We start from the raw sequence: 22,804 nt of genomic DNA on the forward strand, positions 1-22,804 counted from the left end.
CGGATAGCCCGGCTTTGCATTTAACAATCAACTCTGCAGTGCGTTTTCTAGCCCCCCAATGAACCGCTGTAGATAATGGATGCGCTCTTCTCCCCCCCTGGAACGCATCCATGTTCTCTCGGCGGGAAGGTTTGCAACAAACCTTCCCGCCGCAAAATTTTCCGTCTCCTCACCGTGAAGCCATATTGCCTGAGCATCATTGCCATTAACTTGATGTCTCTGCGGCCCGTTGGCCAATGGACGATTTCAGCGGTTTTTCGCAGGAATGCGCTGTGAGGGGTTGTCATAGGCACGCTATGACCGCAGGCGGACAAAATGAAGAAAAGTTACGATGCGATTATTCTGGGGGCCGGCGCTGCCGGACTCTTCTGTGCGGCGGAAGCGGGGCTGCGCGGGCGTCGTATATTGCTGATCGATCATGCTGAAAAGCCGGGCAAGAAAATCCTGATTTCAGGTGGCGGACGTTGTAACTTTACCAATCTGGGCGTTTCGCCTGAGTGTTATCTTTCCGCTAATCGCCATTTCATGAAATCGGCGCTGAGCCGTTATACGGCGCAAGACTTCATCGCTCTGGTAGATCATTACGGAATTCCCTGGCATGAAAAGACGTTAGGACAGTTATTTTGCGACGGTTCGTCCAGGCAAATTGTGGATTTGTTGCTTGGCCGCTGCAAGCAAGGGCAGGTTGCGCTGCAATGTGGCAAGGCGGTGCGAAGCGTTACGCATGCTGATGGCTTCTATCGGGTCACAACCGATGATTTTGAAGCTGAGGCGCCTGCCCTTGTGGTGGCTACAGGAGGACCGGCCATTCCCAAAATGGGGGCAACGGGATTTGCCTACGAGCTTGCGCGGCAATTCAATTTGAAAGTTGTACAGCCGCGCCCAGCTCTGGTTCCGCTTACCCTTTCCAGGGAGGATGCATTATTCAGAGAATTGTCTGGAGTCGCGAGCGAGGTGATTGCCAGTTACGGGAAAACCGCCTTTCGGGAAGCCGCCTTGTTTACCCATCGAGGGTTGTCAGGGCCGGCGATCCTGCAGATATCCTCTTATTGGCAGAGCGGACATCCGGTCAGGATCAATTTCTGTCCGACAGAAAACACGGAATGGTTGGTAAAGGCGAAATCCAACTCACCAAAAAATACGCTCTGCCAATTCTTGCGCAGACATTTGCCTGATCGTCTGGCGGATGTTCTCAATGAACGATTGGCGCTGGATGGCATACTGGCGGAATTGCCGGATAAAGCACTGCGCCGAGCTGGCGCACAATTGGCCAATTGGGAGTTTTATCCCGATGGCACAGAAGGTTACGCGAAAGCGGAAGTGACTGCAGGCGGCGTCAGCACGGCCGAACTGTCTTCGCAGACTATGGAAGCAAAGCGCGTTTCGGGTCTCTACTTCATAGGGGAAGCAGTCGATGTTACGGGCTGGCTCGGTGGTTATAATTTCCAATGGGCCTGGTCGAGCGGCTGGGCCGCGGCACAGATCCTGTGAAAACTTCCGTGCAAACACTCCGCACTGAAACAATCCGTAACTTGCCATTCACCGCAGTAATCCTACATTGTAGCAGTGAAAGGTAGGACTCCCGAATGAGTGAGAATCGAGAGCCGGATAACAATAACGGCAATCCCTGGGTGAAAAGCCTGATGGTATGGGGCGGTATTTTTCTTGCCCTGCTATTAGTTGTGTCCTTGTTTAGCGGCCCGCAGACCGGAGCCGGCACCCAGCTACGTTATTCTGATTTCCGCGAAAAGGTAGCTGAAGGTAGCGTGAAAGAGGTGCAGATCGGCCCTGATCGTATTACCGGGACGCTAAAGAATGATCAAACATTCTCCACTGTTCCTGTGCCGAATGATACAGATCTCACCAAGCTGCTCGAAGAAAATGACGTTCGCTATTCGGGTGCTCAAAAGGAGGAAATGGGCGTGCTTGCCTATATCCTCATCCAGTCTCTGCCTTTTCTTCTGATTCTGGGCGTGGCTTTTTTCGCTTTGCGGCAAGTGCAAAAAGGCGGCGGCTCGGGCGCGATGGGTTTTGGCAAATCCAAAGCTAAGATGCTTACCGAAAAGCAGGGCCGGGTTACGTTTGACGACGTCGCCGGCATCGATGAAGCTCGTGAGGAGCTGCAGGAGATTGTTGAATTTCTGAAAGATCCGCAGCGCTTCTCGAAACTGGGTGGGCAAATTCCCAAGGGCGCATTGCTGGTTGGTTCGCCAGGTACCGGTAAAACTTTGCTGGCCCGTGCAATTGCTGGCGAAGCGCGCGTGCCTTTTTTCAGCATTTCGGGCTCGGACTTTGTTGAAATGTTTGTAGGCGTTGGCGCTAGCCGTGTGCGTGATATGTTCGAACAGGCTAAAAAGAACGCGCCTTGCATTGTTTTCATCGACGAAATCGATGCTGTAGGCCGCAGTCGTGGCCATGGTCTCGGCAATTCCAACGATGAACGCGAACAGACTCTCAATCAGCTCCTCGTTGAAATGGACGGGTTCGAGGCGAATGAAGGCATTATCATCATCGCAGCCACCAACCGCCCTGATGTACTTGATCCTGCTTTGCTGCGCCCGGGGCGGTTTGACCGTCAGGTTGTGGTGCCGGTCCCGGATATTGAAGGTCGCGAAAAGATTCTCGCCGTTCATATGAAGAAAGTGCCGCTGGCACCTGATGTGAATGCCCGCACTATTGCGCGCGGAACACCGGGTTTTGCCGGTGCTGACCTCGCTAACCTTGTTAATGAAGCGGCTTTGTTGGCGGCCCGGCGTAATAAGCGTCTTGTCGCTATGCAGGAATTTGAAGACGCAAAAGACAAGGTTATGATGGGTTCCGAGCGCCGGAGCATGGTGATGTCCGACGATGAGAAGAAGATGACGGCCTACCATGAGGCCGGTCATGCCATCGTCGCTGTGCATGAACCGGCATCCGATCCCATTCATAAGGCCACGATCATTCCGCGCGGGCGTGCGTTGGGGATGGTGATGCGTTTGCCGGAACGGGACAGCTATTCTTATCATCGTGACAAAATGCACGCTAACCTTGCTGTTAGCATGGGCGGACGTGTGGCCGAGGAGATCATTTTCGGGCACAACAAGGTTTCATCCGGGGCTTCGGGTGACATTCAATATGCCACTGATCTGGCTCGGAATATGGTCACTAAATGGGGCATGTCAGACAAGCTTGGGCCGCTGCAATATGAAGAGAGCCAGGAAGGCTATCTTGGTATGGGCGGCACACAGCGATTGATGATGTCTGGCGAAACCAGCAAACTGATCGATAGCGAGATCCGCCAGCTTGTCGATAAGGCTTATGATCGTGCCAAGCAGGTTCTTACTGAGCATGAAGATCAGCTCCAGCTTCTGGCTCAGTCGCTCCTCGAATATGAGACGCTGACTGGTGACGAGATTGAGAAGCTGCTTGATAGTGGCAAGGTTGATCGCCCCGACGAACCGTGTGGCCCAACACCGGTGCGGCCAGTCCATGGTTCAGCGATTCCCAAAGCCGGTAAACGCTTTGGCGAACAGGGCGGCGGTGCTGCTCCACAAGGTGCCTGATAGAAGGTAAGCGCAGTTTCAATGCCGATAACACAATAAGCCGCCTCGCATGCGCAAGGTGGCTTATTGTATGAATATCAACGAAAACGCTCTGCCAGCTTGCGCTCGATTGCACTCCAGATACGGGCGAATGCCCGTGCAGCAGGTGAAGAGGAGGCGAACTGCCCCACAGGTTCGCGTTTTACAGCACACTGTTCGATTGCACTGGCTTGCGGAACGAGCGGCCAGTTGGGGTGGGCTTCTCGTGCCTCACGGTGAAGAGAACGGCGCAGATCGAGCATTGACAGAACCGGTAGAAGCGGTGGGTGATTTTTGGTGTGGCGTTTGATCTCGTACGCTACCACTTGGAATGCTCTTGAGGACAGTGGAGACGGCGGCATGGGCACAATGACCAGATCTGCCGCCCGGATCACCTGTGCGCTAATTTCATTCAGAACCGGCGGACAATCGAGTAAAATACGTTCGTATTTGTGTGATAGGCTATCAGCCATTTTAGCGAGACGTTTGCGTTTGCCTATTCTCACCAGTTGGTTGTCAAGCGAACGCAAACTTTCGTCGGCTGGCAGAATATCGAGCCTGTCATAGGCTGTGCGTTGGATGAGTTTTGCAGGGGCTCGATCACGGGAAAAAATCGAGTGTGCCTTTGGCTTGTCCGGATCTTCAATACCCAGAAGATAAGCCGCACCCCCGGCCGGATCGAGATCCCAAAGAAGAGTCTTGCGACAAGAAATAGTGGCAGAGCACCAGGCGAGATTGCTGGCAATTGTGGTTTTTCCAACGCCACCTTTGACGCTGTAGACAGCAATAACCGCCATGCCTGCTCCTCTTGCTGCTAACTGTGCGGTGCCTTGTTACAATTTAAGGACAGTTTGCAATTGAAGCAGCATTAAGTCACGTATTTGTCACTTTTTGTCTGTCTCTCTATTTGCTGTCCTGAGCCGCTCCGCGCGATCTTCCCATAAGCGGCGAGCATAGGACTGGAGGTCGGCAATTGTATCGACCTCGTCGAGGATTTCGATACCGAAAATAGTTTCGACAATGTCTTCCAGTGTTAAAAGCCCGGAGACGGTACCATATTCATCCACTACCAGCATGATTTGATGGCGCTCTTCTACGAAACGTTTAAAAATCCGATCAACCGACAATGAATCGGGGATGCTGAGCATTGGACGCGCGACGTCAGACAACACGTCCTCCGTGTCGAGACCTGTATCTACCAGACGAGTGAGCACCTCGCTTTTGATAACAAAGCCGGAAATCTTATCTGGATTATCACGGTGGATCGGAATGCGGGTGTAAGGCTTGTCTGCGACAGCCCTTGGAAAATCGCGCAGAGGCATAGTCTCGGGCATGGTGAACATCACCGTACGCGGAGTCATAACATCCTGTGAGCGAACTTCGTTAAGCCCGAGCAAATTATGCAATACAGCTGTTTCTCGTGCATCGATTTGCCCGGCTTCCTCACCAAGCCTTGCAACTGCCAGCAGCTCGTCCCGATGCTGCGTAGTATCAGCGGCCTTGCCGAAGGTAATGATGCGGGTGAGTTGCTGGGAAAACCATACGAGTGGGGCAAGCAGCCATATCATCGGCGGAAGAATACGGCCGAGAAAGGGCGCCAGAGCCACGGCATACCGCGCGCCGATGGTCTTAGGGATGATTTCGGTCAATACCAGAACAGCAACAGTGAGCGCGGCGGCGAAGAGGGCTTGTGTGGTGCTGCCGAAAAGTCGGGCATATTCTGCGCCTGCGCCGGCGGCACCCATCGTATGGGCGACTGTATTCAGGGTGAGAATAGCAGCGAGGGGTCGATCCACGTCCTGTTTCAGTGCATTGACACTCTCTGCCCAACGCGCCCCGGCTGTTTTTCCGGTCTGAATAGCGGATGGGGTGAGTGTCAGAAGGGACGCTTCCAACAAGGAGCAAAGGAAAGAAATGCCAAGGGCAAGACCGACATAGAAAAACAGTAATGTCATCGTTCCGGCAATGATGTCCTGACCGCAATAGGCATAAAATCAGCTTAAGAAAATGGTGCGAAATGCACAATCCGCCGTTTGAACCTTCACGCTGGCTTCGTCGGTCCGATTGGCTCAGCCTGTCTCGAATCTATATAGAACAGGCATAAAAAAGGTCGCAGCCCAGACAGGCGCGACCTCTTCTACGTTAGCGAGAAAGCGATTAACCGTCGTAGTCAGACCCGATTGATGTTGAACGGGCCGGTGCAGAAGCAGTAACACGCATGGCTTCTGCCGACTGACTGAGCGAACCGATTTCGTCGGCCTCATCTTCATCATCTGGCAGTACGCGTTGCATGGACTGTGTGAGGCTTTCCTGCAGATTTTTCGGTTTCACCGTCTGTTCGGCGATTTCACGCAAGGCAACAACGGGGTTCTTGTCTCGGTCACGATCAACAGTCAGTTCGGCGCCGCCGGAAATTTCACGAGCACGCTGAGCGGCCAGCAGGACGAGATCGAAACGGTTGGGAACCTTGTCGACACAATCTTCGACGGTAACGCGCGCCATAGGGCACTCCGAATTAAATGAACGGGTCTGTCTTGAAAGACGAACTTCTAAAAAAGGAGATGCGTAAAGTCAAGGTTTTCCATGGGCCGCACGATGCTACACGGCCATATGATGATTTCTATGCTGAGCGACTCGGCTCCTCCCGTCTCGGGTGCAGCTACCTATCAAGACCCGGATAGCTTTTCGATGACCGTTCAGGGACTGGATCTGACTTTCCATCCCCAAGGCCTGGCTCGTTTCAAGGCGCTGATTGATCTGATAGATTCGGCAAGAGAAACATTGCGACTATGTTTTTATATCTATGCGCCTGATCAGGTAGGAAGTCATGTGCGTCAGGCACTGGAAGCAGCGGTGAATCGTGGTGTCCGTGTATTGCTGATTGTCGATAGTTTCGGTGCCGAAGTGAACCGTGAGTTTTTCGCCAATTTCTGTGCGGCGGGTGGAGAATTTCGTGAATTTGGATCGAATTGGGGACGCCAATATCTAATCCGTAATCATCAGAAGATTGTGATTGCCGATGAAGAGCGTGCGATGCTTGGGGGCTTCAATATCGAGAATAGTTACTTTGCTCCACCACGCGATAATGGTTGGAATGATCTTGGAGTGATGATCAAAGGTCCGGTAGTTCGGGATTTGTCTTGCTGGTTTGATCGATTGGAGGAATGGACCGGACATTCACGAGGACAATGGCGCGCGCTCAGTCTGATGGTTCGGCGGTGGGACGGTGGCAAAGGCCCCGTGCGCTTGTTGGTCGGCGGCCCGACACGGGGCCTGTCGAGTTGGGCGCATTCGGTCAGTCTTGACCTGCTGCGTGCAAGTCGGCTCGACATGCTGATGGCTTATTTCTCTCCGTCACCTCGGTTGCGCAAGCGTATCAGGCGAATTGCCAGACGTGGCGCAGCAAGGCTGGTTTTGGCCGGGAAGTCGGATAATACGGCAACCATTGCTGCTTCGCGTGCCCTTTACAGCCGATTGTTGAAAGCGCGGGTGAAACTCTATGAATTCCAGGCTTGTAAGCTTCATACAAAGCTGATCGTGCTCGACGATGTTGTTTATCTCGGTAGCGCGAATTTCGATATGCGCAGCCTTTATATCAATCTCGAAATTGTGTTGCGGATTGAGGATGCTGCTTTGGCTGATCGTATGCGAGCTCTGATCGGGCAGCATGTATCAGCTTCACGGGAAGTGACTCCAGACCTTTACCAGAAGCATGCAAGCCCATTGAATCGCTTGCGCTGGTGGGTGAGCTGGTTTCTTGTCACGGTTGTGGATTACACAGTGAGCAGAAGACTGAACTTCGGCTTCTGATCGCCTTCGGGAAAGGCTGCGCATCTGATGCGTTGAGCACGGGTACATGAACGAATGGGAGAATGCCCATGGCTTGGTCACGTTTGATAATCGGTGCGATCACTTTTTGCAGCGTGGTGGCCTGTTCGGCACAAAAACCTGTCGATCAGAAGGATGCGGTTTCTGCTAATCCTGAACGAGGTGATGAAGCGGCACTGACATTTAGTCCGGATCCCTTAGGGGCGGGTGATCTGGCAAATATTACTATGAATGGAGAATTAGGCTGCGCTTTTGCGCTGGAGAAAAAGTCACCAGTTCTGCTGATTGCCCGAGGGAATGTTCATAGTGACGAACCGGCGGAAGGAGCGATCAAGATCGCCGGACGGGTTATTCCTCTCAAGTCGCGCGAAATGGAGGGTTTCGATGGCTTGTCTGATGGAACGACATTTGAAGGCCCGACCGTGACAGTAAAAGTTGAGCGTTTGTCGGCTGTTCCTCTCGGGGATGGAGAATCACCTCCCTATCCGGCCAAAATGATGTTGTCAGGGGAGAGCGGAGTGGAGAATGCCATGGAAGGCCTGTGGACTTGTGGCCCCTGATTATTCGTAGCCTTCGGGCATGTCCCCTTCCGCGAGGTCGGAGAAACGTGTGATCTTCGATTCGAAACGCATCCGCACTTTGCCGGTTGCACCGTGACGCTGCTTGGCGACGATAAGCTCTGCCAGCCCAAAAACACGTTCCATATCGGCCTGCCAGGCGGCATGAGCTTCATGAGCTTTCACATCATCATCGCCTTGCGGAATTTTGGGTTCGCGTGAAGCGACATAATAATCTTCTCGATAGACGAACCAGACCATGTCGGCGTCTTGTTCGATAGAACCGGATTCGCGAAGATCTGACAGCATAGGGCGTTTGTCATCGCGCTGTTCTACCGCACGTGAAAGCTGGGATAAGGCGATCACTGGCACCTCCAGTTCTTTGGCCAGTGTTTTGAGGCCACGACTGATTTCCGAAATCTCGTTCACGCGATTATCCTGCGCCCGGCCTGAGCCTTGCAAAAGTTGCAGATAATCGACCACGATCAGTCCGATATCGTGGCGCCGCTTGAGCCGACGCGCACGTGTTCGCAATGCACCGATAGTTAGAGCGGGCGTGTCATCAATATAGAGAGGAAGATCGGCAAGCCGCTGGCTAGCGTAGGAAAGCTGCTGAAAGTCTTCTTTTGAAATCTTCCCCATCCGCAGGGCTTCGGAGGAAATGCCCGCCTGTTCGGCCAGGATACGAGTCGCGAGCTGATCGCTGGACATTTCGAGGCTGAAAAAGGCGACCGCTGCGCCAACCGATTTGTCAATGCCGTCACGTTGGTCTCGCAAAAGCCGATCTGCACAATTAAACGCGATGTTCGTTGCAAGAGAGGTTTTGCCCATACCAGGCCGACCGGCGAGAATGATCAGGTCGGAATCATGCAGACCGCCAACCTTCTCATTGACTGAGGAAAGACCAGTGGTCTTGCCTGAGACATGACCGCCTGAGTTCAGGGCTGTCTCGATCATTTCCAGGGCTTTGTTTGTGGCGCCTCTGAAACTGTCCGCGTCTTTTGAGCCTGCGGCTCCTTCGGCTACCTGATAGAGTGACGCTTCAGCATTTTCGATCTGTTTCATCGGCTCGACTTCGTCCGATGTATCGAGCGCACCTTCCACCAGTTCACGCCCAACTGTGACCAGCTCACGCAACAATGCCAGATCATAAATCTGTTGCGCTAGTTCACGCGGTGCCAGCAGCCCCTGGCCATCGGCGGTGAGTTGCGCCAGATAAGCAGTGCCACCCAGCTCTTTCAGCGCTTCATCGCCGTCGAAATAAGGCTTGAGGGTGACAGGTGTCACGACCATCTGGCGGTCGACCAGTGTCAGGATTCTGTCGAAAATCCTCCCATGCAGCGGCTCGAAGAAGTGTTCTGGCCTGATCGTAACCGGCAATTCCTCCAATACCCGGTTGTCTATCAGCACAGCTCCCAGAAACGCGGCTTCTGCTTCCAAATTGGCTGGAAGTGCCCGTCCTGTCGGCATGCCGGACTGATTCGCTGACGAATCATCTATTTGTGCCTGTTCCGGGCTATGAGCAGAGGAAAAACGGGTCATGAGGTTGTGATCGGCCATTCGCTAGTGATGCGCTCGAACTGCATTTGCCGCAAGACAGCGGAGTATGCGGGCTCCTGTGGAAAGTGGGGAGAGTTTTTCCTGTTTGCCCAAATCGCTTCGCTCTGCGAAAGCCTGAAAGCAAATATGGAAACGCAGTGCATCTCTAACGTTGAACTTGATGATACCACGATCCTGTGGCGCAATGCCGATGTGGAACAGGAGCGGAAGGCTGCGCTTGCCGATCTGATCGAGGAAAACAGTTTTAAACCGCTCCGTGCACTTGAAAATGGGCATCAAGGGCCGTGGCATCTGCGTTTATCAATACAGGATGGTCGTTTGGCCATGGCTATCCGTGATGCGCAGGATAATCCAGCGGATACGATTATGCTCGGACTCGCCCGTTTTCGACGGCCTGTGCGTGAATATTTCGCCATCTGCGATTCCTATTACAAGGCTGTTCGCAGAGCGTCTGCGCAAGAGATCGAAACAGTTGATATGGCCCGTCGGGCAACGCATGATCAGGCCACCCGTCTGTTGCTTGAAGCGCTTGAAGATAAGGTCGAAACCGATTTCGCCACAGCGCGACGGTTATTTACGTTGATTTGCGTGCTCCACATCAAGGCCTGAGAGGCGATACGAATTCATTATGGGCAAGAAGCGGGCATTTCCCTGGCGCTGGCGTATTGCTGCGTTTGTACTGTTGTTGGCGATTGTTGCGGCCATTTGGGGATGGTGGAAATGGGAACATTGGACCCCTGAGCGGAAAGACTATCCGGTGCAGGGTGTTTTAATTGGCGCACATGATGGGCCGGTTGATTTCAAAGCTCTCGCAGCGATCGGTGCCGATTTCGTTTACCTTGAGGCGAGCAAGGGTGCTGAAGGGCGTGACTCAGCCTTCGCTCGTAATCTTGAAATGGTTCGCCGGGCGCATCTGCCTTTTGGTGCCGTTCATTCCTACGATCCCTGCATTCCAGCGGAACGGCAAGCCGCTAACTTTGTGACCATCGTGCCGCGAGATTCGAGCCTTTTACCTCCAGTTATTTCCCTCGATGCCGAGGCGGATCAGTGCGAAACGCGAGTGAGCGATGCTGCGGTTGAAAGCGAATTGACGACTTTTCTCAATCAGGTGGAAGGGCATGTCGGGAAACCGGCGTTGCTGATGATTTCTCCCCGCTTCGAGGAGCGATACAATATCGCAGCGCGGATTGATCGTAACTTGTGGCTGGAACGTGATTTTTTCGAGCCTGAATATGCGGGGCGGCCCTGGGCTTTGTGGACTGCGAATAGTGAATTGCGCACGGCGGCTAGCGCCGCACCGTTGCGATGGGTAGTAGCTCTGCCATGAGCCAAACTGTTGAACAGCGACGTGATTCTCTGATCGCTCTGGCGCGTAAGGCGGGTGAAAAATCTTACGCTCCCTATTCGAATTATCGTGTCGGCACGGCACTTCTCTTTGACGATGGAAGCGTCTTTACCGGCACCAACATTGAAAATGCCAGCTATGGTCTGGCGATCTGCGCTGAAACTACGGCAGTAGTGAAAGCGATGAGCGACGGCAAAAGGGGAGGGCTGGTTGCAGTTGCTGTTACAGGTAGCGGTGACGACCTGGTGACACCATGCGGCCGTTGTCGGCAAGTGCTTTACGAACTAGCCGATCTTGGCGGGACTGATCCCATTATCTGGTGTTGTAGCCCGGTAGAGGTTCGTGAAGTTAAGCTGTCACAGCTTCTTCCTCACGCCTTTGGTCCTTGTAATCTGTAAAGAATGTACGGCCATGGCGGAATAAATCAGTGCCATGGCCGTATAGAAGCTTTGTCAGCGATCCAGCCATTCGACGAGTGAGGCAAGGCAGTCGCGCGCCAGGAACTTGCAGCGTTCCGGGCTCCAGCCTTGTTCCGGGTCGGGCAGATCGTTATTGTCCTTAAATGGCATTTCAAGAGTCATTGAACAGGCTCCGAAACGTTCTGCCACCTGATTGGTGCTCATGGAAAGATTGGCTTTCCCCGGTGCTGTCACGGGATAGCCTCTGGATGTTTGAAAATCGGGAGTGCGGCGCTCAAGGATTGAACGATACGCCCTGAAGGATTCACCCTGATCTTCTGTCCAGCTTGGAATGCCTTCAAAACCTGCGAGGAAAACGGCAGGAATGGCTTCATCCCCGTGAATATCCATCGCGAAGTGGACGCCCGTTTCGTCCATTGCATTGCGAATGGCCAGAACTTCAGGAGACTTCTCTGCTGTAGGTGTATCCCATTCACGGTTGAGATTGATGCCTTTGGCATTGGTTCGCAAATGGCCTCGATATGATCCATCGGGATTGCAGTTGGGCACAATATGCAGCCGGCATTTCTGGCGAAGTGTTCGTCCGATTGGATCGGCAGAATCACACAGGGTTTCAAGTGCACCTTCCATCCACCATTCGGCCATACTTTCGCCGGGATGCTGGCGGGCATAGAGCCATATGACCGTCTCGCCTTCTCCCATGGAAAGACAATCGATTGACTGTCCATCATGGCTAAGGCCGAGCGAATGATAAGCAACGCCTTCGCTGGCCGCGGCTTCGGCGACAAGATCGTGATGACGCTCAATTGAATAGGGCGCGAAATAGGCGAAATAGGCAATGTCGCTGGCAGGTGTATAGCGGATCGTCAGCGTGCCATCATTTTCGTCGCGGTCGAATGAACTGGGCGCTCGGTTCCAATATTCCCGGTCTTCGGAAACACAGCTATTATAATGTTGCCATCCATCCGGATAAGCGGAATCGTTAAGATTGACGATCTTGAGTGTCAGTGTCCGCCCGGCAGCGCCCCACACCCGAAAATGAAACCATTGTTTGAACTCACTATCCTTATCGTGGCGTATTTTAAGTGTCGCGTGAGCACCATTGATGGACACGATGTCGATATTGCCGCTGTCGAAAGCAGCATTAATACAAATATCAGTCATTTCACCTCGATAGTTTCGCCCGACTCTCCCGGAAAGTCCGTGAAGATCGCCTGTGCCAGTTTTTTGGCAGCTTCATCTGCATTAGCGTAATCGCTTTTTTCCTCCGCAATAAAATCGGCACGCCCTTCCCAGAGTGCCTGACCACTTTGCTTCTCCCGAATAACAATGCGGAGCTTTGTGTTGATTCGTGCTTGCGGTTTGCCGGACAGATCCAGCCCGATACCGACCCCAAGGCCAGATCCATAGGATCCAGTTGATCCCCCCATCCCGACATTGACCGGTGAACGGTCTTCCTGTGGTTGGGTCACAAACCGTTCGATGCGTAATTGTGCGATCTGCATTGCTGTATCTTCATCGACTATACGATAACCCAGCGAGGTCAGTTGCTGTTCGACCGGGGCTGCATAATTGCGAAAGGCGAGAGGCTCTGTGCCTCCTCCGGGAGTAGCGATGACAGCGATGGTTCCCTGGCCGAGTCTAGAAGAATTTTCGCCTATAAAACGGGTGACTTCGACAGGAGACACATAAGTGCTTGCGCATGCTGCCAGCATCATGACTGGCGTGAGAATCGCAAGGCGCACCAGGTTTTTCATAATCATACAACGTCTCACTGCTATTCCGGTTGCATCCTTTAAGCGAATGCGACAGCTATTTCTCACGCCTGAATTCCTTTCATCCTCTATGTCCGGACCATTTTCATATGACCGATATTGATGCGACCCGGAAATGCCCAGTTCTCGTTACCGGTGGCGCCGGGTATATTGGCAGCCATGCGGTTCTTGCGTTGAAAGATGCAGGATGGCCCGTTGCAGTGATAGACAATCTTACAACAGGCTTCCGGTTTGCGGTGCCCGATGATGTACCTTTATACGAAGGTGATATTGAGGATGCGGCGCTGCTGAGCCGTATTTTTTCTGAACAGGGTACACGAGCAATCATGCATTTTGCCGGTTCGATTGTAGTGCCGGAATCGGTCGAAAATCCTCTCAAATATTATCACAACAATACCGTGAAGAGCCGCGCATTGATTGAGGCCTGTGTGAAGCACGGCGTGCAGCATTTCATTTTTAGCTCTACCGCGGCAACCTATGGTATTCCTGAAGACTCTCCAGTCACGGAAGATACGCCAAGGCAGCCGATCAATCCTTATGGCTGGTCTAAGCTGATGACAGAGCAGATGCTGGCGGACACTTCATTCGCTCATCCACTTAATTACTGCGCATTGCGTTATTTCAATGTCGCCGGCGCAGATCCGCAAGCACGTAGCGGCCAGTCCACTGCCGGGGCGACGCACCTTATTAAGGTGGCCGTGGAAGCGGCATTAGGGAAGAGGGAAAATGTTTCGGTTTTTGGAACCGATTACGACACGCCTGATGGAACAGGGGTTCGTGACTATATTCATGTCAGCGATCTTGCTGCCGCGCATGTGCTGGCACTGGCGGCACTGATAGCGAACCCCTCAGCGTCTTTGACGATGAATTGTGGATACGGCCGTGGCTTTTCCGTACTTGAAGTGCTCGATGCGGTAGATAGGACGACTAATCATACCATTACGCGTATAATGGCCCCTCGCCGAGCGGGCGATCCTGATTCGTTGATTTCGGATAATAGCCGAATCAAACGAACCCTTCCGTGGAAGCCCCAACATGCCGATTTGGATGAAATCATTACGCATGCCTTGGCATGGGAACGTAAACTGAGCGAAATTCGTAAGGAAACTTGACTTGAGTGCGTGCTCGGCTTAACGAGCGCGCCTGAATTGATGGCACCGGGGCTTTCTCCGGTGCCCTAATTTTATCGGAAAGCCGCCAAGATGAAGATTCGTAACAGCCTGAAGTCGCTGAAGAACCGCCACCGCGATTGCCGTGTCATCCGTCGTCGTGGCCGCACTTATGTAATCAACAAGACAAACCGTCGCTTTAAGGCACGCCAAGGCTAAGTGTCTTTAGGTCGCCTGCGGGATGATCCGGCAGGCAGTCTTTTGCGAAGAGCCCGCTCATCCATCTGCCTATATGCATAGTATGCAATAGGGTTGATGGGTGAGCGGGCTTTTGGCGTGTCCGCGCGATAGGTGAAGAGAGCCGTAATGAGTATTCCGAATCGAACAATCAAAGCTATAGTTTTTGATGTCGGGAAAGTTCTGATTCAGTGGGATATGCGTGTTCTTTTTGCGAAGTTGATTCGCGACCCCCAAGAGCTGGATTGGTTTTTGGCTAATGTCGTGACGGAAGACTGGCATTTCGAACATGACGCGGGCCGCGAACTGGAGGATATGCTGGAAGAGAAAAAGCTCCAGTTTCCAGATTATGCATGCCAGATCGATGCCTATGCTACCCGGTTTCTCGAAACAATTCCCGGGCATATCCCGGGGACTCATGAGCTGGTTGAGCGTCTTGCGGCCCGAGGTGTGCCGCTTTATGCTCTAACCAATTTTGCGGCACCTTTCTGGGCCGAATTTCAACCTACTGAACCGATTTTCGATCATTTCCGTGAGATTGTTGTTTCCGGACAAGAGAAAATGGCAAAGCCTGATCCGGCGATCTATGCGTTGGCGGAGAAACGGTTTGGTCATGCGGGGCATGAATTGCTGTTTATCGATGATAATCCAGCCAATGTGCAATCAGCCAGGGATTGTGGCTGGAATACGCATCACTTTCGTGATGCGAAGGGGTTGGAAATCGATTTGCAGAAGCAGGGCTTACTCGACTGAGTATGCCTGCTCACGTTTAGGCGCGCGGTGGGCGACGCCGATAACTCAGAGCTTCGGCTATATGTACACGGGTGATGTCTGGTGCACTCGAGAGGTCCGCAATAGTTCGGGCCACGCGCAGAATGCGTGTATATCCACGGGCGGACAAACGCAGCTTTTCAGCGGCCTGAAGAAGGAGCTGTCGTCCGTCTTCGTCCGGTGTTGCGAAACGTTCGAGATGATCGCCTTCCAGCTCTGCATTGCAGCGCATACTGGTTCCTTGCAGTCGTTCGGTTTGAATCATTCGGGCCTGACGGACGCGCGCGGCGACTTGGGCTGAGCCTTCTTTGGGGGTGGGCAGAGCGAGATCGACTGCACGCACTGGATCAACATCAATATGAAGATCAATTCTGTCGAGCAGAGGTCCTGAGATTTTGCTTTGGTAATCCGCCGCGCAGCGCGGCGCTCTGGAGCATGCCAGAGCAGGATCACTGAGATGGCCGCAACGGCACGGATTCATAGCTGCAATCAGTTGGACGCGTGCGGGATAAGTGACATGCGCATTGGCGCGTGCAACACTGACTTCACCGGTTTCGAGCGGCTGCCGTAGCGAATCGAGAGCAGCGCGCTGGAATTCAGGCAATTCATCGAGAAACAGTACGCCAAGGTGAGCCATACTGACCTCGCCGGGACGAACCTTTAAGCCGCCGCCAGTGAGAGCTGCAATGGAAGCAGAATGGTGAGGTGACCGAAAAGGCCTGGCACGGCTGATGCGTCCATTTTCGAGCAGTCCAGCGACCGAGGCTATCATAGAGCTTTCCAGAGCTTCGGCGGGTGTAAGTTCAGGTAATATTCCAGGCAAACAGGCAGCGAGCAGACTTTTTCCGGCCCCCGGGGGGCCGGACATTAACAGGTTATGCGACCCGGCGGCCGCTATTTCTAACGCACGACGCGCAGTTTCCTGTCCCTTCACTTGCTTGAGGTCAGGCCCGCTATGATCACAGATAGCTTTGCCTATTGGCGGGTCTGGGAGAAGCTGTGTGCCTTTTAAATGGTTAAGTAAGCTGACCAGATCCGGGGCTGCACAAATAGAAATACCACTTGCCCAGCGTGCTTCCGAACCTTGCAATGCGGGGCAGATGAGTCCCATCCCCATTTCACTGGCATGAAGGGCCGCGAGGAGAACTCCCGGGGAAGGCGCAATACGTCCATCAAGCGACAATTCCCCCACAACCACCCATTCGGCCAGTTGTTCTGCATCGGTAACACCCATCGCTGACAGCAGCGCTAATGCTACGGCCAGATCATAATGCGATCCTCCTTTGGGCAGATCGGCTGGGGAGAGGTTGATTGTAATCCGTTTGGGTGGAAGTGACAGGCCCATGGCTGCCAAAGCGGATTGAACCCGTTCACGGCTTTCACCCACTGCTTTGTCTGGCAGGCCGACAATTGTGAATCTGGGAAGGCCGGGTGCGATCTGGCATTGTACCTCAACTTGGCGGGCATCAAGGCCGAGATAGGCTACCGTACTCACCAGAGCGACCATATATTCCCCCGCATTCCGCTCTTCCCCTGTCACCACGCTTGTTGGTGTGAAACCCAAAAATATACCATGCCAGCGAATGTAGTTAAAAAAGTAGAAACCTTATTTTTTGGGAAATGGGCAGGTGTCTTGGTCGCATCGTCCCAACATGGTTCGGATTTTCGCTCTTCTTTTCAGTCTGGCCGCTATAACGGTTACGCCGGCCTATGCCGAAGGGGTAGAGAAGGCATATGTAGACAATAACCGCCCTCTCATTACCGGAAGTGCCTATCGGTATAATGGTCCGGCAATACAACGAATCGAATATGATTCGATCGCCCGCTTCGGCCCTTTTCGCGTGCTTGATACGCATCGCGTAGCATTGCTCGATATCACTGATGAGCGAAGCCCCGGCCAGTTTGTTGCAATGATGCAGGCTTTTCCCGATTTGCGGGTGCTGGAAATGATTGAGTGTCCCGGCACTTTTGATGACCGCGCTAATCTTCGCCTTGGCCGCCTGATTCGCGCTGCTGGCTTGCGGACGCATGTTCCGCGGGAAGGATCGGTTCGTTCGGGCGCGGTGGAATTGTTTTTTGCTGGTGTTACGCACAAGATCGAGGTCGGAGCTGAATTTGCTGTTCATGCTTGGCAGGATGATGATGGACGAGAGGCGACAGCCTATGCCGCTACATCGCCGGAACACCTGAAATATCTTGCATATTATGAGGAAATGGGTTTCGGCGCTCGAGAGGCGCAAGCCTTCTATGCTATGACCAATTCGGTTCCGCACGAACAGGCCCTCTGGCTCAACGCTCAGGAAATGCAGCGCTGGATTCGTCCGACCGATACTCCACAGCTTGCATATCTTGACTTAGGTGCGCTGCTCCAGTAACCGCGCGGTTCTATCGAAGGCTGTCTTCGCGGACGGCCCTTTTTTCATTGTGCTTCGCATTGCCGAAGCACGCTGACAGATTTTTGAGGATTGAGACGATGAAGCGCACTTTCCAGCCGAGTAATCTCGTGCGCAAGCGCCGCCACGGTTTTCGCGCCCGTAAAGCCACCGTTGGTGGCCGCAAGGTTCTGCGTGCCCGCCGCGCTCGTGGCCGTAAGAAACTCTCTGCCTGAGGGCGATCAGCCCTATCGGAAAATCGCGGTGCTTAAGCGCCGTGCGGATTTTCTTGCTGCTAACCGGGGCTTGCGTGTAGCACGTCCCGGTTTTGTGCTGCTCGCTTTCCCTAATAAGGAAAGTGGCATACGCTACGGAATTACTGTCACGAAGAAGATCGGCAATGCTGTAATCCGCAATCGGATGAAGCGGCGTTTCCGTGAATTACTGCATGATTCTCTGCCTGAGGAAGGGTTGCAGAATCACGATCATATTTTGATTGGGCGTGCAGGCGGTGTGGAGCGTGATTTTACCAAGTTGCGTGAGGAATTGAGCGCGGCTCTTGATAGAGCTCGTGCCGGTAAAGGCGATTCTCCTTTGCGCAGACGTGGCAGGAACCCGAAGGGCGGCGGTCGTGGCCGTGGGGCAGACCTGCGCAAAAACGCATGACAGCTCGTTTTTTTATCCTGATCGCGCGCTTCTGGCAGCTTGGCCCTTCGCGTTTTCTTCCCCCTACATGTCGGTATGCACCCTCCTGCAGTGAATATACGATACAAGCGATCGCGAAATATGGGGCAATCAAGGGTGGATGGCTCGGCCTTAAGCGGTTATTGCGCTGCCACCCCTGGGGGGGACATGGCTATGATCCGGTGCCGTGATAACCGGAAAGAGGCCTCATGTTGATACAATTCGATCAAGGCCACAATCTAGGGATTATCCGTGGACAATCAGCGTAATCTTATCCTCGCAGTCGTGCTGAGTGCAGTGGTATTGTTCGGTTGGGACTTTGCTGTGAGCAAGTTCTATCCTGAACCAGCGAAAGTGTCGCAAACCGACACGTTGGCTAATACTTCAGATCCGAACGATGCGTCCGAAGCACAAGTCCGCTCCACCCGTCATACGCGGGAAGGGGGGCTGACTGACCCGGCTGATATGGCGGAAGAGGCGCAGGATTTAAAAACCGCTCTTGCTTCATCTGATCGGATCACGATTGATGCGCCTGAGGTTGCGGGATCAATTAATCCTGTAGGAGCGAGGGTCGACGATGTTTTGCTGAAGACGCATAGGCAGACAGTCGACAAAGATAGTGGCCCTGTTCGACTGTTTTCTCCTGATGGCACGCCGGCTCAACAATTTGCCCAATTCGGCTGGATCGGCGATGATGTGAAACTGCCCGGTGCCAGTACGGTATGGTCAACCGACGGTGATGTGCTGACTCATGAAAAGCCGGTAACGTTGAGTTGGGACAATGGAGAAGGACTGACCTTCCGGCTGCGTTTTTCCATTGACGATCACTATATGCTCAATGTGAAGCAGATTGTAGCTAATCGTGGAACGGGCTCGATCGTCGTCCAGCCATACAGCTTCATCAATCGTACGAGCCGCACGGCGAGCAAGGATACGTGGAATGTGCATTCCGGGCCGATCGGGGCTTTCGATAACTCGGTCAGTTTCGATAATGATTACGATGATGTGGCCGAAACCGGCACTGTTTCACCGGGTGGCGAAACGGAATGGATCGGCTTTACTGATATTTACTGGCTCTCTGCGCTGATTCCGCAGGAAAATACCTCAGCCCAGTCCGATTTCCGGTCACTTGGAAACGACAAATTTCGTGCCGATGTTATTTATGATCCGGTAACGATCCCGGCAGGCAAGCAAATCACACGCGATACGCAGCTTTTTGTAGGAGCCAAGGAAAGCGATGTGCTCGATGCTTATCAGGAGCAGGGCATTTCGCAATTCGGTCTGGCCATCGACTGGGGCTGGTTCCGCTGGTTCGAATGGCCGATCTTCCAACTGCTGAAAAAGCTTTACAGTCTTGTCGGTAATTTCGGCGTCGCCATCATTCTGCTCACCGTTATCATTCGGGGTCTCATGTTCCCTGTCGCTCAGCGACAGTTTGCTTCCATGGCCGCGATGCGTGCGGTTCAGCCCAAAATGAAGGCGATTCAGGAACGGTATAAGGACGATAAACAGCAACAACAGCAGGAGATCATGAAGCTGTATAAGGAAGAAGGGGTTAATCCGTTGGCAGGCTGTCTGCCTCTGGTCTTGCAAATCCCGATTTTCTTCGCTTTGTATAAGACGCTGCTTCTGGCCATCGAAATGCGGCACAAGCCCTTTGTCTTATGGATCAAGGACCTGTCAGCACCCGATCCGGCTACGGTCCTGAATCTCTTCGGTTTGCTGCCTTTTACGCCACCAAGTTTTCTGGCGATTGGCGTTCTGGCTCTGCTGCTGGGTATCACGATGTTCCTTCAGTTCCGCTTGAATCCAAGTGCAATGGACCCGGTACAGCAGCAAATGTTCATGATTATGCCATGGGTACTGATGTTTGTAATGGCTCCTTTCGCAGCCGGGTTGCTGCTGTACTGGATTACCTCGAACATCCTGACGCTGGCGCAGCAACGTTATCTTTATTCCAGGCACCCACAGCTCAAGGCTCAGGCTGCCAAGGCCAAGGATTAAAAGCTGTGAGCGTAAAGGATGATCGATACGATCACGATCTGATTGAAGAAGCGCGTAAGCTGTTTTCCGGGCGGGTAGATTTTCTTCTATCCGCTCCGCAGCTTCAATTCCTGCCAGAGCCTGACTTTCCGGAAGTGGCCTTTGCCGGACGTTCTAATGTCGGGAAGAGTTCGCTTATCAATGCACTGACGGGGCGCAAAGCGATAGCTCGTGCATCGGTGACACCTGGGCGCACACAGGAACTCAATTTTTTTGAGATTGGCATGCCGACACAGTTTCGTCTGGTCGATATGCCCGGATACGGGTTCGCTAAAGCACCGGTAAAAGTCGTTGAGAGATGGAAGCGACTAGTTCGTGATTATTTGCGCGGGCGGGCTGTTTTGAAACGCACGTTAGTTTTGGTCGATTCCCGCCATGGTTTGAAGCCCGTGGATATCGAGATGATGACCATGCTCGATCAGGCCGCTGTGGGTTATCGGGTGGTGCTGACCAAGACAGATAAGGTTAAAGCCAGTGCCTTGGAGCAGACACGCGATGCTGTAGAGGCGATTTCTCGTAAGCACCCGGCGTGTTATCCCTATCTTCATCTCACCTCTGCAGAAAAAGGCATGGGGATTGCGGAACTGCGCGCTGCTGTTCTGGCCGATAGCCGGTTGTAAAGATCACTCTTCGACCTCGACAGTGCAAGGCAGACTGAGTAGTCCGTCTGAAAGTTGAAGGGATGAGCATGAAGCTGATTATCGGCAACAAGAACTATTCGAGCTGGTCATTGCGAGGCTGGCTTGCAGCAAAGCAATCCGGCCTTCCTTTCGAAGAATTGAAAGTCAGCCTCTACGGAGAAGATTGGGAGGCTGCTAAACGTGAGCAGGGCGAGTTTCTGCCTTCATCTGGCAAGGTGCCGATTCTCTGGGATGGCGAGGCAGTTATTTGGGACAGTCTCGCCATTATGGAATATCTGGCTGACAAAGTTGGACGGGATCGCTTCTGGCCAAAAGATGAAGCAGCACGCGGCATGGCTCGAGCTATGGTCGCTGAAATGCACAGTTCCTATCTCGCTCTGCGTCGCGAATGTCCAATGAACATCCGTCGTCATATTCCTGGCGCCACTTTGAGCGATGAGACGAGACAGGATGTTGTCCGCATTCTTGGACTTTGGGCTGAAGCTCGTGCGAGATTTGGGCGAGGTGGGCCATTTTTATTCGGCACGTTTGGCGCTGCTGATATTTTTTACGCACCCATTGTTAGCCGTTTTCTGACCTATGGTGTAGCGGTTCCTGGTTTCGCCCAGACCTATATGCAGGCTATTTGGGAACATGACTGGTTGCAGAGTTGGATTAACGCGGCCGAAGATGAGCAATGGGTGATCGAACAGTTTGAGGTGACTGCGTAACCATGGAAACGCAAATTCTTTCGGCTATCGACATTGCCGAAAAATTGCTGGCTTGTGAAAGCGTGACACCTGCCCGCGGGGAAGTGTTTGACTGTTTAGCCGCTTTGTTAGAGCCATTGGGCTTTACCTGCCGCCGGTTTGTGGCTGGTGAAGCGCCTGACGGACCGGTCGAGAATTGTTTCGCCATTCGTAAGGGGGCATTAGGGACGCCGCATTTTGCTTTTGCCGGGCATCTCGATGTGGTGCCGCCAGGAGAAGGATGGACCAGCGCGCCTTTTCTTCCCGAAAGACGCGGCGATTTGCTCTATGGTCGCGGTGCCGTCGACATGAAAGGCTCGATTGCTTCCATGATCGCAGCGGTGCAGACGATCCCGCAAGAGGCCGGTACAATCAGTTTCATTATTACGGGAGATGAAGAAGGTCCTGCCGTCTATGGCACGCGTGCATTGATCGATCTGATCCGTGAGCTGGGGGAAGAGCCTGATCTGTGTCTTGTGGGAGAACCGACTTCGGTTAACCGGCTTGGCGACATGATGAAAATTGGCCGACGTGGGTCGGTTAATATTTTTCTTGAAGTGGAAGGAGTGCAGGGTCACGTTGCCTATCCACATCTTGCAGACAATCCTGTGCCAAGGCTTGTGGCGATGTTGAGTGAGCTGGACAGGTTGCATCTCGACGACGGCACCGATTGGTTTCAGCCTTCCAATCTCGAAATCACTGAAGTTGAGATTGGTAATCCTGCACATAATGTCATTCCGGGCAGGGCCAAAGGCCGGATTTCGATCCGCTTCAATGACCTCCATTCCGGCAAGGCTTTGGGGAATCGCGTGATTGCGATTGCCGACAGGCATGGCGGTGTAGCGCAACCAGTTATCTCTGGTGAACCTTTTCTTACTCCGCCAGGCAGTTTTTCGCAGATGATTGCCGATGCTGTGGAAGCAGAAACAGGTATTGTACCGGAAGCCTCTACAAGCGGTGGTACGTCAGATGCCCGCTTTTTAAAAGATTTGTGCCCGGTGATCGAATTCGGCTTGGTCAACGCGACCATGCATAAGCGCGATGAAGCAGTTGCTATGGAAGATCTGGAGGTACTCGCGCGAATTTACCGACGAGTTACACTATCAGCTTTTAAAGTATAAAGATGAATGTATATAGTGAAAATACTGTTCGGTCTGCTGCTGCAATAGGTTTTC

The 22,804-nt window shown here is 53.1% G+C and carries 25 protein-coding genes; 18 read left to right on the forward strand and 7 right to left on the reverse strand.

Annotated features, from left to right (window positions below; translation table 11 throughout):
* Window positions 1–315 precede the first annotated feature (315 nt).
* Window positions 316–1,491: a BaiN/RdsA family NAD(P)/FAD-dependent oxidoreductase gene (locus D6851_RS06765; RefSeq protein WP_120324138.1), complete on the forward strand. Its 1,176-nt coding sequence runs from the start codon at window positions 316–318 to the stop codon at window positions 1,489–1,491.
* Between the two features lie 95 nt (window positions 1,492–1,586).
* The gene (gene ftsH / locus D6851_RS06770; RefSeq protein WP_120324139.1) at window positions 1,587–3,542 is read left to right on the forward strand and encodes an ATP-dependent zinc metalloprotease FtsH; all 1,956 of its coding nucleotides are present in this window, start codon (window positions 1,587–1,589) and stop codon (window positions 3,540–3,542) included.
* 77 nt (window positions 3,543–3,619) lie between these two features.
* On the opposite strand, the gene D6851_RS06775 is transcribed toward ftsH, so the two are convergent.
* The 3 genes from D6851_RS06775 to rpoZ form a co-directional block, all read right to left on the reverse strand.
* Window positions 3,620–4,357: a ParA family protein gene (locus D6851_RS06775; RefSeq protein WP_120324140.1), complete on the reverse strand. Its 738-nt coding sequence runs from the start codon at window positions 4,355–4,357 to the stop codon at window positions 3,620–3,622.
* A gap of 87 nt (window positions 4,358–4,444) precedes the next feature.
* Window positions 4,445–5,515: a CNNM domain-containing protein gene (locus tag D6851_RS06780; protein ID WP_120324141.1), complete on the reverse strand. Its 1,071-nt coding sequence runs from the start codon at window positions 5,513–5,515 to the stop codon at window positions 4,445–4,447.
* A 202-nt stretch (window positions 5,516–5,717) separates the two neighbouring features.
* Window positions 5,718–6,062, reverse strand: coding sequence for a DNA-directed RNA polymerase subunit omega (rpoZ, locus tag D6851_RS06785; RefSeq protein WP_120324142.1), 345 nt, complete (start codon window positions 6,060–6,062; stop codon window positions 5,718–5,720).
* Between the two features lie 120 nt (window positions 6,063–6,182).
* Here rpoZ and D6851_RS06790 point away from each other — a divergent pair, with 120 nt between their 5' ends.
* Both D6851_RS06790 and D6851_RS06795 read left to right on the forward strand, forming a co-directional pair.
* Window positions 6,183–7,370 (forward strand): phospholipase D-like domain-containing protein, encoded by a 1,188-nt coding sequence (locus tag D6851_RS06790; protein ID WP_183030019.1) that lies wholly within the window; start codon window positions 6,183–6,185, stop codon window positions 7,368–7,370.
* 68 nt (window positions 7,371–7,438) lie between these two features.
* On the forward strand, window positions 7,439–7,948 hold the full coding sequence (locus D6851_RS06795; RefSeq protein ID WP_120324144.1) for a hypothetical protein: 510 nt from the start codon (window positions 7,439–7,441) through the stop codon (window positions 7,946–7,948).
* Here D6851_RS06795 and D6851_RS06800 read toward each other — a convergent pair whose 3' ends face one another.
* Window positions 7,949–9,415 (reverse strand): replicative DNA helicase, encoded by a 1,467-nt coding sequence (locus tag D6851_RS06800; RefSeq protein ID WP_238473977.1) that lies wholly within the window; start codon window positions 9,413–9,415, stop codon window positions 7,949–7,951.
* A gap of 216 nt (window positions 9,416–9,631) precedes the next feature.
* On the opposite strand from D6851_RS06800, the gene D6851_RS06805 reads away from it, so the two are divergent.
* The 3 genes from D6851_RS06805 to D6851_RS06815 are packed head-to-tail and all read left to right on the forward strand — an operon-like array spanning window position 9,632 to window position 11,248.
* Window positions 9,632–10,114 carry a UPF0262 family protein gene (locus D6851_RS06805; protein ID WP_120324427.1) on the forward strand — a complete coding sequence of 161 codons (483 nt, stop codon included), beginning with the start codon at window positions 9,632–9,634 and terminating at the stop codon, window positions 10,112–10,114.
* 19 nt (window positions 10,115–10,133) lie between these two features.
* Window positions 10,134–10,832, forward strand: a complete 699-nt coding sequence (locus D6851_RS06810; protein WP_120324145.1) for a glycoside hydrolase family 25 protein — start codon at window positions 10,134–10,136, stop codon at window positions 10,830–10,832.
* Entirely contained in the window at window positions 10,829–11,248 is a 420-nt protein-coding gene (locus D6851_RS06815; protein WP_120324146.1) for a cytidine deaminase, read from the forward strand. Before D6851_RS06810 ends, D6851_RS06815 begins: the two co-directional genes overlap by 4 nt.
* A 54-nt stretch (window positions 11,249–11,302) precedes the next feature.
* Here D6851_RS06815 and D6851_RS06820 read toward each other — a convergent pair whose 3' ends face one another.
* Window positions 11,303–12,433 carry a M14 family metallopeptidase gene (locus D6851_RS06820; RefSeq protein WP_120324147.1) on the reverse strand — a complete coding sequence of 377 codons (1,131 nt, stop codon included), beginning with the start codon at window positions 12,431–12,433 and terminating at the stop codon, window positions 11,303–11,305.
* The gene (locus D6851_RS06825) at window positions 12,430–13,032 is read right to left on the reverse strand and encodes a DUF4136 domain-containing protein (protein ID WP_120324148.1); all 603 of its coding nucleotides are present in this window, start codon (window positions 13,030–13,032) and stop codon (window positions 12,430–12,432) included. Before D6851_RS06825 ends, D6851_RS06820 begins: the two co-directional genes overlap by 4 nt.
* 101 nt (window positions 13,033–13,133) lie before the next feature.
* On the opposite strand from D6851_RS06825, the gene galE reads away from it, so the two are divergent.
* The 3 genes from galE (at window position 13,134) to D6851_RS06840 (ending at window position 15,143) form a co-directional block, all read left to right on the forward strand.
* Complete coding sequence (gene galE / locus D6851_RS06830) at window positions 13,134–14,156, forward strand: UDP-glucose 4-epimerase GalE (protein WP_120324149.1); 1,023 nt, start codon at window positions 13,134–13,136, stop codon at window positions 14,154–14,156.
* A gap of 90 nt (window positions 14,157–14,246) precedes the next feature.
* Window positions 14,247–14,372, forward strand: coding sequence for a type B 50S ribosomal protein L36 (ykgO, locus tag D6851_RS06835; protein ID WP_007165381.1), 126 nt, complete (start codon window positions 14,247–14,249; stop codon window positions 14,370–14,372).
* Between the two features lie 147 nt (window positions 14,373–14,519).
* Window positions 14,520–15,143, forward strand: a complete 624-nt coding sequence (locus D6851_RS06840; protein ID WP_120324150.1) for an HAD family hydrolase — start codon at window positions 14,520–14,522, stop codon at window positions 15,141–15,143.
* Between the two features lie 16 nt (window positions 15,144–15,159).
* Here D6851_RS06840 and D6851_RS06845 read toward each other — a convergent pair whose 3' ends face one another.
* The gene (locus tag D6851_RS06845) at window positions 15,160–16,668 is read right to left on the reverse strand and encodes a YifB family Mg chelatase-like AAA ATPase (protein WP_120324151.1); all 1,509 of its coding nucleotides are present in this window, start codon (window positions 16,666–16,668) and stop codon (window positions 15,160–15,162) included.
* Between the two features lie 121 nt (window positions 16,669–16,789).
* Between D6851_RS06845 and D6851_RS06850 the strand changes: the two genes are divergently transcribed.
* From D6851_RS06850 to dapE, 8 genes are all read left to right on the forward strand, one after another.
* Window positions 16,790–17,536: an alpha/beta hydrolase gene (locus D6851_RS06850; protein WP_238473978.1), complete on the forward strand. Its 747-nt coding sequence runs from the start codon at window positions 16,790–16,792 to the stop codon at window positions 17,534–17,536.
* A 98-nt stretch (window positions 17,537–17,634) separates the two neighbouring features.
* Window positions 17,635–17,769: a 50S ribosomal protein L34 gene (gene rpmH / locus D6851_RS06855; protein ID WP_120324153.1), complete on the forward strand. Its 135-nt coding sequence runs from the start codon at window positions 17,635–17,637 to the stop codon at window positions 17,767–17,769.
* Between the two features lie 28 nt (window positions 17,770–17,797).
* Window positions 17,798–18,199, forward strand: a complete 402-nt coding sequence (gene rnpA, locus D6851_RS06860; RefSeq protein WP_420797097.1) for a ribonuclease P protein component — start codon at window positions 17,798–17,800, stop codon at window positions 18,197–18,199.
* Window positions 18,196–18,408, forward strand: coding sequence for a membrane protein insertion efficiency factor YidD (gene yidD, locus D6851_RS06865; protein ID WP_120324154.1), 213 nt, complete (start codon window positions 18,196–18,198; stop codon window positions 18,406–18,408). The genes rnpA and yidD overlap by 4 nt, the downstream gene beginning before the upstream one ends.
* A 61-nt stretch (window positions 18,409–18,469) precedes the next feature.
* Complete coding sequence (gene yidC / locus D6851_RS06870) at window positions 18,470–20,221, forward strand: membrane protein insertase YidC (protein ID WP_120324155.1); 1,752 nt, start codon at window positions 18,470–18,472, stop codon at window positions 20,219–20,221.
* A gap of 5 nt (window positions 20,222–20,226) precedes the next feature.
* Window positions 20,227–20,880, forward strand: coding sequence for a ribosome biogenesis GTP-binding protein YihA/YsxC (gene yihA, locus D6851_RS06875; protein WP_120324156.1), 654 nt, complete (start codon window positions 20,227–20,229; stop codon window positions 20,878–20,880).
* A 68-nt stretch (window positions 20,881–20,948) separates the two neighbouring features.
* Window positions 20,949–21,611 (forward strand): glutathione S-transferase family protein, encoded by a 663-nt coding sequence (locus tag D6851_RS06880; protein WP_120324429.1) that lies wholly within the window; start codon window positions 20,949–20,951, stop codon window positions 21,609–21,611.
* Window positions 21,612–21,613: 2 nt separating this feature from the next.
* The gene (gene dapE / locus D6851_RS06885) at window positions 21,614–22,750 is read left to right on the forward strand and encodes a succinyl-diaminopimelate desuccinylase (RefSeq protein WP_120324157.1); all 1,137 of its coding nucleotides are present in this window, start codon (window positions 21,614–21,616) and stop codon (window positions 22,748–22,750) included.
* The last annotated feature ends 54 nt before the right edge of the window (window positions 22,751–22,804 follow it).

The sequence above is a fragment of the Altericroceibacterium spongiae genome, from assembly GCF_003610805.1.
Taxonomy (GTDB): domain Bacteria; phylum Pseudomonadota; class Alphaproteobacteria; order Sphingomonadales; family Sphingomonadaceae; genus Altericroceibacterium; species Altericroceibacterium spongiae.